Raw genomic sequence first — 12,832 nt, forward strand, 5'->3', positions numbered from 1 at the left:
GCGGGGAAGGCCTAATCACCGCTCTGATGATAGTTTGAGCGTGCGGCAAATTGAGACCGCAAACCAATATTCCAGGGAGACTGACTTTGAAACGGATTGCCATCATTCTCACCGCCGTTCTGGCTTGCGCATCGGGCAGTGTATGGGCGCACAGCGGCGGAACTGACAGTCAAGGCTGTCATATGGACCACAAGACCGGCATTCGTCACTGCCACTAAAGCAAAGCCAGGCATTACCTGGCGGCCGCCAACGTCGCGGCCGCCAGGGTTCTGACCGCAGTCAATGCACGAGGGTCTCCCGCCCGAACTCTCATTTCGACCAAGCGTTCATCGCACAGGCACGCTGTGCCAAACCTCATTCAGACCATCCCCTGAACGGTCGCCTGGCTTCTTGTCCATCAGGCCGCGATACAACGGCTTTCCTTGATAAGCCCATTGCGATTTACCACCGCGGCCGGGGACTAGCGTGAGCATCCCAACCGGTTTGTCGTCGGAAGCGGCGAGTGCAGGTGGAAAATTCCGCTCGCAGTTCCCCTCGCAGGATTTGGCATCGGGGCCGCTCTTTCCAGCGAAGACGTACAACGTCATTCCCTGTTCGTCGACCAGAATGCCTTCGCTTGCGTGCGGGGCGGCGGCAACAGCAGAAGGAACGGCGAGATATCCCATCACAATCAATGCGATCGAGAGTCCTTTCATAAGGCACCTCCTAAATAGACCCAACTCGGCAACAAGAACGATGGCCCGGATGTAGAGGGCTCTGTCGTATGCGCAGGGGGCGATGAATTCTTGTAACTCCATAGGGGCTGGCCATACATCCGCCATCGTCCTACAGACTGCTCGCGAGTTAAGGAGCGAGCACCATGGAGGTAAAAGTGCTCATACGGCACTTTATTGCAATCTCCAAGGCGCCGAACGTTGATTTTGTAGAGATCTCTACAACATTGAAGTAGCGCATACAGCCCGCTAAGCTGTCTGCATGAACGCTCTCCCATCCTCTCCCGAGACTGCCTGGCTACTGCTCGTCGTTAGCTTGCCAACATCCGCCTCCACTGCGCGCATGCGATTCTGGCGCGGGATCAAGGCGCTTGGCGCCACAGCACTGCGGGACGGGGCCTATCTACTCCCCAATCTGCCAGGACTGCGGGCACCTTTGCAGACACTGGCAACCGATGCGGCCAGTGAGGATGGCAAGGTCTGGATGCTGTCCGTACAGGCCGCTGACGACCAGCAGGAGGCGGAGTATCGCGCGTTGTTCGACCGGTCCACCGAATATGCCGAATGGATGGTCGAACTCTCCAGCGCCCGCTCAACATTGTCCGATTCGGACGAGGCGGAGCTGCTGCGCGTGGCACGCCGGCACGGTCGAGGGATCGACGCTATCCGCAAGGTCGATTTTTTCCCTAACGAGGCGTCCGCCCGTGCCGAATTGCAGTGGCGCGACTTCAATGCAGCGATCGACATCTTGCTTTCGCCCGGCGAGCCGCACGGAGTAGCCGGCAACATTCCGCGACGTGACCCGACCCAGTATCAGGGGCGCCAGTGGGCGACCCGCCAGCATCTATGGGTAGACCGTGTCGCCTGCGCTTGGTTGATCCGGCGCTTTATCGATCCCCATGCCACTTTTCTCTGGCTCGAAGATGTCCGTCAGTGCCCTGACGACGCACTTGGATTCGACTTCGATGGCGCGACGTTCACACACATTGGCGACCGCGTTTCGTTTGAGGTGCTGCTCGCCAGCTTCGGACTAGACGAAGACAAAGGGCTCGCCCGCCTCGGCCAGATGATCCATGTTCTGGATGTCGGCGGCACACCGGTTGCCGAAGCCAGTGGCTTTGAGGCAGTGCTGGCAGGCGCCCGGGAACGCCTCCCTAACGACGACGCACTGCTGGATGAAGTCGGCTATGTCCTCGACTCGCTGTACACGCATTTCTCAAGCCCGCGCAAACGCTAGTCGTTGCCAATCAACAAAGAAGCAAACTATTCAACAGACACGATGAACTCGCCCCAACCACCCGATACCACTGCAGCCGGTTCGGTACATACCGCGCCCACTTATACGCTACGCCAACTGGTGATGTACTTCCTGCGGCTTGGCACCCTCGGCTTTGGCGGTCCCGTGGCGCTAGCCGGCTACATGCACCGCGACCTCGTCGAGGCAAAGCAGTGGATCACCGATGCCGACTACAAGGAAGGCCTTGCCCTGGCCCAGCTCGCGCCGGGACCGCTTGCCGCTCAACTGGCCATTTACCTGGGATACGTCCACTACCGCATCGTAGGCGCAACGCTCGTCGGCGTGGCCTTTGTACTGCCGTCGTTTCTCATGGTGTTGGCACTCGGGTGGGCATATGTGCGCTTCGGCGGCCTGACCTGGATGCAGTCGGTATTCTATGGCGTAGGCGCAGCAGTGATTGGCATCATCGCAATCAGCGCGTACAAGCTGACCAAAAAGAGCGTCGGCAACGACAAGTTGCTCTGGTTTATCTATCTGGTGCTCGTGGCCGTCACGGTCATTACAGAATCGGAAGTGGCGTGGCTGTTCCTTGCCGCGGGCGTCCTGGTCTGGTTCTGGCGCGCCCCGCCGAAGTGGCTGCGCCAAGGCAAGATGAATGCGTTCGCTGCGACCCCACTGCCGGCGGCAAGCGGCATGATGAGTACGTTGGATTGGCCGCTTCTTTCCCAGATTGGCGTGTTCTTTGCCAAGGCGGGAGCCTTCGTTTTCGGGTCGGGACTTGCCATCGTGCCGTTCCTGTACGGTGGTGTGGTGACGGAGTACCACTGGCTGAACGACAAGCAGTTTGTCGATGCCGTCGCAGTCGCCATGATCACACCCGGCCCGGTGGTCATCACCGTTGGCTTCATTGGCTACCTCGTCGCCGGCCTGCCTGGCGCCTGCGTGGCTGCGGCCGCAACGTTTCTACCGTGCTACCTGTTCACCGTCCTACCCGCCCCATATTTCAAGAAATACGGAAAACTACCTGCGATCCTCGCCTTTGTGGACGGTGTCACCGCGGCGGCCATCGGCGCCATTACTGGCGCGGTGATCGTGTTGGCGAAGCGGTCGATCGTTGATATCCCGACAGCGTTGCTGGCGCTTGTCACCGTCGCATTGCTTCTGAAGTTCAAGAAGCTGTCCGAGCCCATGATCGTTGCCGGGGCGGCCTTGATTGGTCTGGTCGCCTATCCGTTGTTGCATCACTGAGATGCCACAGGAGACTCTTATGCTCTACGAAATGAAGCCGCTAGGTTGTGAACCTGCGAAGCTGACTGGCCTCTCCGAGAAGCTGATCTTCAGCCACTATGAGAACAATTATGGCGGCGCGGTCAAGCGACTGAATGCCATTACGGCCACGCTCGCAGAGCTGGATATGGCAACCGCTCCCGTGTTCACGCTCAACGGACTGAAGCGCGAAGAACTCATCGCGACGAATTCCATGATTCTGCATGAGGTGTACTTCGACAGCCTGGGTGACGGCGGTCCGCTGGACGGCGCTTTAAAGACGGCGATCGAACGTGATTTCGGCTCGTTCGAACGCTGGCAGGCCGAATTCACCGCGATGGGCAAGGCGCTCGGCGGCGGATCGGGCTGGGTACTGCTTACTTACTCGCCGCGTGACGGGCGGCTGGTCAACCAGTGGGCATCTGACCACGCCCATACGTTGGCTGGGGGTACACCGGTCCTGGCGCTCGATATGTATGAGCACTCCTACCACATGGACTACGGCGCAAAGGCGGCAGCTTATGTGGACGTGTTCATGCAGAACATCCACTGGCAACGGGCGGCCACTCGCTTCGCGGCTGCCGTGCGGGACTAACCGAAGCAGGCGCACCTATGCCTAACGCCACATCTTCCTTGGAACTCGCGGCTGCCTTGCACGGATTAAACGCCCCGCAGTTGATCGACGTCCGGCGTAAGCCTGCGTTCGATGCGAGTGAACAAATGATTGCGGGGGCTGCCTGGCGCAATCCGGACGAACTTGGCAACTGGATCGCCACGCTTGATGCGAATCGCCCGGTTACCGTCTATTGCGTCCACGGCCACCAGGTCAGCCAGGACTGCGCAGCGCTACTCGAGGCCGTTGGCTTCGACGCGACGTATCTGGTTGGTGGATTCGAAGACTGGATCGCAGGTAATCACCCGACGATTCGGAAACCATTACGGATAGAGCCGTGAAATGGATCACACGTGAACGGCCAAAGATCGATCGTATTGCCTGCCCATGGCTGATCGCCCGATTTGTCGATGACGCGCCCGACTTCCTGTATGTACCGTCGGGCGACGTGGTTCGCATCGCCAACGAAACCGGCGCGATCCCCTACGACATCCCAGGTGTTGAGCTCACGCATGTCGGTGAGCTGTGCAGCTTCGACGCGTTTCTGGAGAAGTACAAGTTAGGCGAGAATCCGGCCCTTCAGCAACTAGCCAGCATTGTTCGCGGTGCGGATACCTCGCGGCTCGACCTCACGCCGCAGTCAAGCGGGCTCTACGCCATTTCACTAGGGCTTTCTCATGTCTTCACGAATGACCACGAGATGCTTGCGCAAGGCGTGGTGATGTACGACGCATTGTACGCATGGTGTCAAAGCTGTTAGGCGGAAACCCATCAATGGCCACCACAGGTCTCCACCTGACTTCCCTTGGGACGTTCAAATGAAACGAATACTGACTGCGGTATGTGCAGGAATCGCTATCACCAGTTCAGCGACCGCAGCAACGGCGCAAGACGTATTTCGACACCTGAAGGCATCGGAGATCAAACGGACAATCAGCGGGAAGGTGATCACTGACGGCCCCCACTGGGCCGACAAATTCGCATCGGACGGTACCGTCGAATCCATCATGTAAGGCCAGGTGCAGAAGGGGCGCTGGAGTGTACGCGGCAGCAATCTTTGCCTGGCCTATCCCAGCGCAAAGGCCGAGGAGTGTTTCGAGGTGTGGCGGTACGGCCAAATGATTGAGTATCGCCGCGATGGCGTCCTCTTGGCGCAAGGGAAGTTGGTGATTCAGTGAAGAAAGGAGGGAGCCTGCGATGTCTTCTCGTCTTCGCAAGTTCGCATCGGCTGCACTGGCTGGTGCACTAGCCCTGGCCACGACGGGCTGCGACAGGCACCCATTCGGCGAGCGCAGTCACCAGGTGGTCGCCATCGCTCAGGTTCCCGCACCAGTCAGATCAACGATTGACCAGCAGGCGAGGGGCCGCGCCGTCGGCGACATCAAAAAGCAGGTAGCGGATGGCAGGACTAGATACGAGGTCACTTTCGGGTCCGGCGCTGACAAGACAACAATATTGATCGGCGAGGATGGCAGACAACTCGCAGACGACGATGACGAGGACTGACTCCGCACCAGGCGAGGCTGGCATGTCGGCACGCGCAACCTTCCGTACGAAACTCGCCAGTCTTGTGCTTCCGCCTGGAATCGACGCAAGCGTGAAGCCGCTTCTCGTCGGCCGTGCGTTGCGTGGATTGTGCGACGGGTATGTCGCGGTACTCCTGCCAGCGTATCTGCTGGGGCTTGGCTTCGGCCAGTTTTCTGTCGGACTGATCAGCAGCGTGACGCTGATTGGCTCCGCGCTCGGAACCATTCTCGTCGGACTCGTTGGGAGCCGCTTTTCACAACGCCGTCTGCTGATGCTTGCTGCGGTGCTGATGGCGGCTACAGGGCTGGGCTTTGCAGTCCTGACATCACTGTGGCCACTGTTGATCGTAGCCTTTGTCGGTACGCTGAACCCGAGCTCGGGCGATGTCAGCGTGTTCCTGCCGCTGGAGCAAGCCCGTCTTGCAGACGCCGCGACACCTGAGGCCCGGACGGCGCTGTTCGCTCGGTACAGCCTTGTGGGGGCATTCTCCGCCGCCATCGGCGCCTTGGCTGCTGCCCTGCCGGCATGGATCTCCGCTCATGCCGATGTGTCGTTTCTGGCGGCAATGCGGTGGATGTTTGTCATTTACGCCTTGACCGGCATCGCGTTATGGGCGCTCTATACCCGCCTTCCCAAACCTCATCCGCAGTCGACCGCACCAACTACCCCCCTGGGCCCATCTCGTCACATCGTTATCCGGCTGGCGATGCTATTCAGCATCGATGCGTTTGCTGGCGGCCTGGTAGTGAATGCCCTGTTGTCGCTTTGGCTGATGCAGCGTTTCGGGATGTCCCCGGGAGCAGCGGGTCAGTTCTTTTTCTGGGCGGGATTGCTGACAACGGCCTCCCAGCTCGCGGCGGTGCCGTTGGCGCGCAAGATCGGGTTGCTGAACACCATGGTGTTCACTCACATCCCTTCGAGCGCCTTTCTGATTGCTGCCGCCTTCGCGCCATCGTTGGCATTGACTTTGCTGCTGTTGCTTGCGCGCAGTGCGCTGTCGCAAATGGACGTGCCGACTAGAACGGCGTTCGTGATGGCTGTGGTGACTCCCGCTGAGCGTACGGCGGCGGCAAGCCTGACTGCTGTTCCGAGGAGCCTGGCCGCTGCGGTCAGCCCGGTACTTGCAGGAGGGCTAATGGCCATGGGCTGGATTGGCGCACCGCCGTTGGCCTGCGGTGTGCTGAAAATCGGCTATGACCTCGCCATTCTGACCGCCTTCAGACGGATCAAACCGCTCAACTGATCGAGATTCGGCGTGTAGCCGACCTGGCGCCTTTCAGGCGCGAAACTGGAGCGAACAATGCAAGCTGCAAAGCAAGTCGTACTGGCCGTTTCCTGCATCATCGGTGCCTGCACTATCGCGACCGCAGCCCCTGTGGAGCGACGTGTAGCACTGGATACCACTCGACTCGAGCAGATCACCGGCTTGAAGGGCAGTTTTTCCGAAGCCGAGAACGTCTTCAAGGTTTCCAAACCACGTACCGACGTGCCGATCAAAGTGGATGGTGCGGCCATGCCCCCCTTCATGGGGCTAACGTCGTGGGCAGCGTTCACTCCGGCACACGGACATCAAGTCATGCTGATGGGAGACACTGTTCTTCTTGAGGACGAAGTGAATCCAGCCATGAGCGTCGCGCTCGAGGCCGGGTTGGACGTCACGGCGCTCCACAATCACTTCTTCTTTGATCAACCGCGGGTGTACTTCATGCACATCGGAGGTATGGGCAATCCTGATCAGCTAGCCGCCGGCGTGAAGAAGCTATACGACAAGATAGCCGAAATACGCGCCGCCAACCCTTCCGTTGGGAGCGGCTTCTCAGGTGCGATTCCGCACGAGAATGCGATCAGTGCCGCACCGCTTGAAACCGTCTTCGGCAAGAAGGGACAGGCGAGCAACGGGATGTTCAAAGTTGTCATCGGTGCCAAGGGGACCATGCATGGCGTCACGTTCGGCAATGAGATGGGCCTTAATACGTGGGCGGCGTTCGCCGGGACCGATGACTCCGCCATCGTGGACGGGGACTTCGCGATGCGCGAAGAGGAGCTTCAGGTGGTGCTCAAAGCGATGCGATCAGGTGGCATCAATATCGTTGCCATCCACCAGCACATGACCAACGAACAGCCGCGCTATATGTTCCTGCATTATTGGGGCAAGGGCAAAGCGACTGAGCTCGCCGCAAGTATCAAGAAGGCCTTGGACGCACAGGCTGGCGTGCATAAACCATAGGCTCTGGAGCATCTCTATGTTCACAAGGCGCACCCCGCGAGAACAGCAATCGCTGCGATACCACGGCCTATCCGTTTTGGCACTCTTGTTTGCTATGTTGCTCGACCCAGCTCCCTGCCTGTCCGGTACGACGACGATGCCTTCTCGCGCCTTGCCGCTGCAACACGTAGGCGACTTTCGATTGCCGGGTGGGAAGACCCGATGGGACTATCTCAGCCTCGACCCGACCCGTTCCAAGCTATTCATTGCGCATCTCGGTGATAGCGAGATCGTCGTGATGGACACCAAGACGAAGACCATTGCGGCAACCATATCCAACGTGGGCCATGTGCATGGAACGCTCGCCATTCCCGAGCTCAATCGCGTGTACGCGTCGGCAACCGGAACCGATGAGGTCGTGGCAATCGATGCATCCACATTTAAGATCGTAGCCCGCATCCCAGGCGGCAAGTATCCTGACGGGATCGCCTATGCGCCAGAGGTTGGCAAGCTGTATGTCTCTGACGAGCATGGCAACACCGAAACCGTGATCGACGTCCGCACTAACCGGCGTGTGGCTACCATTGAGTTAGGCGGAGCCGTCGGGAACACGCAGTACGACCCCGTCTCAAAACACATCTTCGTGAACGTCCAGGGTCGCCAGTCTCTGGCCGAGATTGATCCGCAGACTGACAGAGTCTTGGATCGCATCGCGCTGCCGGGAGCAGAAGGCAACCACGGGTTGCTAATCGTGCCGAAGTTCCGGCTAGCGTTCATCGTCTGTGAGGGCATTGATCGCTTGCTAGTAATGGATTTGGAAGCCAAACGGATCGTCGCAAATTTCGGCGTCGGCGGGGAGCCGGATGTGCTGGGTTATGACGAAGATCTTGGCCAGGTGTATGTGGCAAGCGAGTCAGGCGTGCTGTCGGTTTTCAAGGTCACAGCTACAGACGTGACAAAGGTCGCGGAAGGCTTTGTCGGAGCGAATGCGCACAGCCTCGCCGTCGACCCCGCTTCGCATGAGATCTATCTTCCGCTGAAGAATGCAGATCATCACCCCGCAATGCGGGTTATGAGGCCTTAACGCTCGTTCTGGCAATATCGCTCGCACATCCTGACTGCTCCGGATCAGGACGTCTATATCGGCGCCCATAGCGGTCACTTCATGTCAGGTCCCCGAACGACTGAGATGGGTTGTTCCGCGCCATCTGATTTGGTCGACCAGGCGCCGCGTCGCCTGCACAACGGGTCCTCGCCGGCCCGACCGGTCACTAGGGCACATCATCAGCGAACGTGGCATCGACGAAGGCACGCAATTGCGTCAGATCTGTCTTGGCGTAGGCTGCCGTGGTTTGTACGGAGGCGTGGCCAAGCAGCGCCTGGGCGGCCGGCAGCGGCACCTGGTGGTCGACCACCAGCGTACGTGCGTAGGCGTGGCGCAGCCAGTGGGGCGACGCGGCGCGCAGCAGCATCGCCTTTGCGGGTTCGCGCGCCTGCAGACCATCGGCCACGACAGCGAAGATCGCCTTGATCTCCCGATAGAGCCCCGTCTGCTGCAGCGCTTCCCCCTTGCTGCCGTGGATCACGGGCAATGTTTCGTGCGCCGATGGCTCGGGTGGCAGGCCGCGGGCACGCCGATAGGCCCGCAGCACGACCATGCACTGGGCCGGCAGCGGGATGGCTCGTACCTTGCGCCCCTTGCCGCAGACATAGAGCGTCCACCGCCCAGGCGCCTCGGCCTCCAGTCGGGGCAGTGCAGTCTCGGCCGACCAGGCCAGTTCCGCCAGGCGCACGCCGGCATAGCGATACAGCGCCCAAATCGCACGCTGGCGAAGCGCCGGCAACAAATCGCCGGCACTGTTTGCGTCAAGCCAGGCATCGCACGCGTCTAGCAGTGCCGACGGGATCAGCCGCGTCGGCACAAAGCCGCTTCGTGCGCGGCTGCCGGCGGACAGTCCGGCGGCCGGGTTGGCATGCAGGTAGCCGGTGGCGTACCAGTAGCCGTAGAGGCTGGCTACCACCGCGAGTGCGCGCGTGCGGGTCGCTTCGGACAGCGGCGGTGTGGTGTTCGCGGTGCCGGACGAGCCGTGCTCCAACGTGTGCCGGTAGCCGAGCAGTTGCTGGCGCGTCAGATCCGAAAAAGGCCCGAAGCCATGCGTGCCGCACCAGCGCATCAGCCGACGCAGCTCGGCCCCATAGGCGCGTAGCGTGTGGGACGATCGGCCAGTCCGGTCGCGCAGAAAAAGCGCCAGCGCCTGCGCGTCGTCGACGGCGCCCAGCGTGTTGGCGGCGGCCTGTGGCTGGGCAAAGCGGCCGGTGCGCGCGAGCCACGCGTGATCTGCGTGACTGTGCGCAGCCAACCACGGATTTGCCACCAGCCCCGTTGTCTGCGCGGTCGCCGGCACTGCCCCTGCGTTCGCCGAGGCGTCGGCGGACCGGAAGCGACGCCGATGCGTGTGCAGCAGCCGAGCGAGGACCGCGTCCGGGCTCGGCGCCTGATCCGCCGGCGCGGTGCGCAGACGCCCGCGCTCCCAGTACTCGACCGCCCCGTCGTGGGTCAGCAGCAACTTGAGGACCGTCGGCTGCGCCGCCTTGGCGTCCGCGAGCGATCCGTAGCGGCGCTTGATGCGCGTCAGGGTCCAGTGCGCGTAGACCGGGTGCCCGAGCGCCTCGGCGAGGTAGGCGAGCGCCGCGTCTACCTTGGCCGGCAAGGGGCGCGGCGGCACCGCGCCCGTATCGATCCAGTCGGCCGGATTCATGGCTTGTCGCGGCGCTTGCCGTCGGGCTTACCGGCCGGCTTGGCGGTCGATCGGGTCGCACGTGCCACCTTGGCGGCGGGCGTGGCAGCGGCCAGGGTCGCGCGCAGCATTTCGTCGAGCTGGGCGCGCTGGCTGGCGGTGACGGCCTTGAGCGCGCTCGCCTCGCCGACGGCGGTCTGGCGCGCGGCGCGCTCGCTGACCAGTTCCGCGTCCAGTCGTCCGCGCTCCTCCTCGAGCGCCGCGATGCGCCGCTCGGCAAATTTGAGTTGCGAGGCCAGTTGCGCGCGCTCGGCGCGCACCGCATCGCGCTGATGGGCGGTTTCCTGCAGGAGTTGTTTCGACAGGGCCTCGTAGCGCGTCTGGATCGTGGCGATCGCCTCGGTGTGGGCGCGCTCGTCCGCCACGGCACGTTCCTGCACGGTCGCGAGTGCCGTCTCGAGTTCGCCACGACGTGCCGCCTGCTCGTCGGCCCGCGCGCTAGCCGTTGCCAGGGCCGCTCTGGCTTCGGCCAGTACGGTGTCGCGCGCGGCAAGCTGCCCGCGGACCTCACTGAGTTCCTGGCGCAGCAGTTCGACCCGCAGGTCGGCCTCGGCGCGGGCGGACTGCGCGGCCTCTGCGGTCTGTTGCGCCTCGCGCCGCAGACGCACCACATCGTCAAGCTGCACCGCGACCGCGGCTTGCCACAACGCGCGCATCGCTTCGGCGATCTCGGCGGGCAGCTCGGGCAGGGCCAGGTCGGCCAGGCCCGCGCGCACCACTTCGGCCTCGATGGCATTGAGCGTGCGCGACAGCGTCGCCGGGTCGCCGCCGCCGAGGCGGTCGCGCAGCTTGCGCACCGACACCACGCGTCGAAAGCGTGCGGCCGAAGGCGGCGCCGCGTCGCCGGCTTCGGTCAGCATGGCCAGCACGGTGGCGCGGATCTGGTCGGGCGTGGCGGCGAGGCGGGGCATGGTGGCGTCCGAGCGTAAATGTCACCCTATCTTACGTACATGTATAACGTTAGGAAAGCAATTTAAAGGTAATCTGAAATTACCGAAGACGGATAAATCTAGTTATCTTGCCAAAACAGGCTGTCGCACGGGCTTGCCGGCACGCTACCGGGGGCTGAGAGGGGTCACTTCAGAAAACGGAAAATATTGCACGCTAAGGCATGGAAGAGGACCACTGCTGTCCCCAGGGGCATTGGCCAGCCGATGGCAAGCAGGTAGAAACCAAAGTCGGGGGACTCCCGTTCTCAGAGATCGGCTAGCAGCAGGTAGGCGCGGTCGAGTTGCCGATGAGCTTCCTGCCGGCGATCCATCGCTTCTAGGGCGAGCAGGAGGTCCTCGGCCAGCTCGAAATCGCTTTCCTGGCATGCCCTTTCGAACACCGCAAAGACCTCTTCATACAACGTGCGCCCCGGAACGCCCATTTGACTAACCTCCGGCGGAAAATCCGATGCTCTCTGCCGACTTGGTCCTGCCACGCCGCAGGGGCTTCTGTCCCCCATGGTTAATATGGACGTTCCCACGGCAGGGAAGGTCAAGCATTTTTCCGGCCGCGGGCCGACCTATGGTTCGCAAGCCGCCGCGCGAGACGGTTAGTGCTCGCCCCCTACAGTTCGTCCAGCGACTAGTTACCCGCACCCGGGCGCAGCCGCACCACCAGCATCGCCGCCCACTGGATATGCGGCCAGGCCAGCGAATAGACGAATGTCTGGATCAGGGGTCCCCTTGATTTCGCCGCAATTTACCGGGGTAGCCACCCGTAGCAGCCATGCGGGTTCCAGGGTGATGCCCACCCTAAAACCCTAGTCAAATCAGTCACTTGCTGACTGGTCCTTTTCCCCTTGGTTTTGGAACGTTGACCGCCCCCGCCGCGCGGCCAAGCGCGCCCTGTGGCTGGAAGCCATTGTTTCCGCAAGATAACTAGATTTATCCGTCTTTGGTTTTCCCAAGCAACACATAAATGGCTTTTCTAACGTTAGGTATGTGCGTAAGATAGGCTGAAATGCGCCTCCGGAAACTGCCATGCCCCGCCTCGCCGCCACCCCCGACCAGATCCGCGCCACCGTGCTGGCCATGCTCACCGAGGCCGGCGACGCGGCGCCGCCCACGGCCGCACGCTTTCGCCGCGTGGTGTCGGTGCGCAAGCTGCGTGACCGCCTGGGCGGCGGTGACCCTGCAACGCTGTCGCGTACGCTCAACGCGATCGAGGCCGAGGTGGTGCGCTCGGGCCTGGCCGACCTCGCCCTGCCCGAGATTCCGGTCGAGATCGCCGAAGCGATGCGCGCGCTGTGGCAGGCCGCGGTCGCGGTGCAGCTCGACGACGTGGTGCGCCTGAAGCGCGAGGCGCAAGCCACAGCCGACACCGCCGAGGCCGCCCGCGCCGAGGCCGAACTGCGGGTCGAGCTGCTGCGGGCCGAACTGAGCGAGGTGCGCGGCCAGCTCGCCGCGCGCGACACCGCGCTGGCCGTAGCGTGCGCCGCCCAGGCGGCGGCGTGCGCGCGCGCCGATGAGCAAGCCGCACGCC

Annotated in this window: 15 protein-coding genes; 11 read left to right on the forward strand and 4 right to left on the reverse strand. The window is 62.1% G+C overall.

Annotated features, from left to right (window positions below):
• Nucleotides 1–86: 86 nt before the first annotated feature.
• Nucleotides 87–218 carry a YHYH domain-containing protein gene (locus F7R19_RS27830; RefSeq protein ID WP_128646513.1) on the forward strand — a complete coding sequence of 44 codons (132 nt, stop codon included), beginning with the start codon at nt 87–89 and terminating at the stop codon, nt 216–218.
• Nucleotides 219–326: 108 nt separating this feature from the next.
• On the opposite strand, the gene F7R19_RS27835 is transcribed toward F7R19_RS27830, so the two are convergent.
• Nucleotides 327–695 (reverse strand): COG4315 family predicted lipoprotein, encoded by a 369-nt coding sequence (locus F7R19_RS27835; RefSeq protein ID WP_029306713.1) that lies wholly within the window; start codon nt 693–695, stop codon nt 327–329.
• Between the two features lie 280 nt (nt 696–975).
• Here F7R19_RS27835 and F7R19_RS27840 point away from each other — a divergent pair, with 280 nt between their 5' ends.
• The 9 genes from F7R19_RS27840 (at nt 976) to F7R19_RS27885 (ending at nt 8,646) form a co-directional block, all read left to right on the forward strand.
• Nucleotides 976–1,950, forward strand: coding sequence for a chromate resistance protein ChrB domain-containing protein (locus F7R19_RS27840; protein WP_011514878.1), 975 nt, complete (start codon nt 976–978; stop codon nt 1,948–1,950).
• A 42-nt stretch (nt 1,951–1,992) separates the two neighbouring features.
• A complete protein-coding gene (locus F7R19_RS27845) occupies nt 1,993–3,198 on the forward strand; it encodes a chromate transporter (RefSeq protein ID WP_011514877.1) in 1,206 nt (401 codons plus the stop codon).
• A gap of 19 nt (nt 3,199–3,217) precedes the next feature.
• Complete coding sequence (locus F7R19_RS27850) at nt 3,218–3,811, forward strand: superoxide dismutase (protein ID WP_017510987.1); 594 nt, start codon at nt 3,218–3,220, stop codon at nt 3,809–3,811.
• Nucleotides 3,812–3,828: 17 nt separating this feature from the next.
• Nucleotides 3,829–4,170 (forward strand): rhodanese family chromate resistance protein ChrE, encoded by a 342-nt coding sequence (gene chrE, locus F7R19_RS27855; protein WP_011239975.1) that lies wholly within the window; start codon nt 3,829–3,831, stop codon nt 4,168–4,170.
• Complete coding sequence (locus F7R19_RS27860) at nt 4,167–4,589, forward strand: chromate resistance protein ChrB domain-containing protein (protein ID WP_011239976.1); 423 nt, start codon at nt 4,167–4,169, stop codon at nt 4,587–4,589. The genes chrE and F7R19_RS27860 overlap by 4 nt, the downstream gene beginning before the upstream one ends.
• A 437-nt stretch (nt 4,590–5,026) precedes the next feature.
• Nucleotides 5,027–5,335 (forward strand): hypothetical protein, encoded by a 309-nt coding sequence (locus F7R19_RS27870; protein WP_011514875.1) that lies wholly within the window; start codon nt 5,027–5,029, stop codon nt 5,333–5,335.
• Between the two features lie 22 nt (nt 5,336–5,357).
• Nucleotides 5,358–6,599 (forward strand): MFS transporter, encoded by a 1,242-nt coding sequence (locus F7R19_RS27875; protein ID WP_011239977.1) that lies wholly within the window; start codon nt 5,358–5,360, stop codon nt 6,597–6,599.
• 57 nt (nt 6,600–6,656) lie between these two features.
• Nucleotides 6,657–7,583 carry a DUF1259 domain-containing protein gene (locus tag F7R19_RS27880; RefSeq protein WP_011514874.1) on the forward strand — a complete coding sequence of 309 codons (927 nt, stop codon included), beginning with the start codon at nt 6,657–6,659 and terminating at the stop codon, nt 7,581–7,583.
• Between the two features lie 16 nt (nt 7,584–7,599).
• A complete protein-coding gene (locus F7R19_RS27885; RefSeq protein WP_011514873.1) occupies nt 7,600–8,646 on the forward strand; it encodes a YncE family protein in 1,047 nt (348 codons plus the stop codon).
• A gap of 187 nt (nt 8,647–8,833) precedes the next feature.
• Here F7R19_RS27885 and F7R19_RS27890 read toward each other — a convergent pair whose 3' ends face one another.
• The 3 genes from F7R19_RS27890 to F7R19_RS29945 all read right to left on the reverse strand — a co-directional run bounded on the left by F7R19_RS27890 (nt 8,834) and on the right by F7R19_RS29945 (nt 11,732).
• Entirely contained in the window at nt 8,834–10,321 is a 1,488-nt protein-coding gene (locus tag F7R19_RS27890; RefSeq protein ID WP_150982826.1) for a tyrosine-type recombinase/integrase, read from the reverse strand.
• A complete protein-coding gene (locus tag F7R19_RS27895; RefSeq protein ID WP_011514872.1) occupies nt 10,318–11,271 on the reverse strand; it encodes a DNA-binding protein in 954 nt (317 codons plus the stop codon). Before F7R19_RS27895 ends, F7R19_RS27890 begins: the two co-directional genes overlap by 4 nt.
• Nucleotides 11,272–11,555: 284 nt before the next feature.
• Entirely contained in the window at nt 11,556–11,732 is a 177-nt protein-coding gene (locus F7R19_RS29945) for a hypothetical protein (protein ID WP_004635326.1), read from the reverse strand.
• 598 nt (nt 11,733–12,330) lie between these two features.
• On the opposite strand from F7R19_RS29945, the gene F7R19_RS27905 reads away from it, so the two are divergent.
• A partial coding sequence (locus F7R19_RS27905; protein ID WP_170292673.1) for a DNA-binding protein occupies nt 12,331–12,832 on the forward strand: 502 nt, incomplete at its 3' end.

This window comes from Cupriavidus pauculus (genome assembly GCF_008801835.1).
Lineage (GTDB): Bacteria > Pseudomonadota > Gammaproteobacteria > Burkholderiales > Burkholderiaceae > Cupriavidus > Cupriavidus pauculus.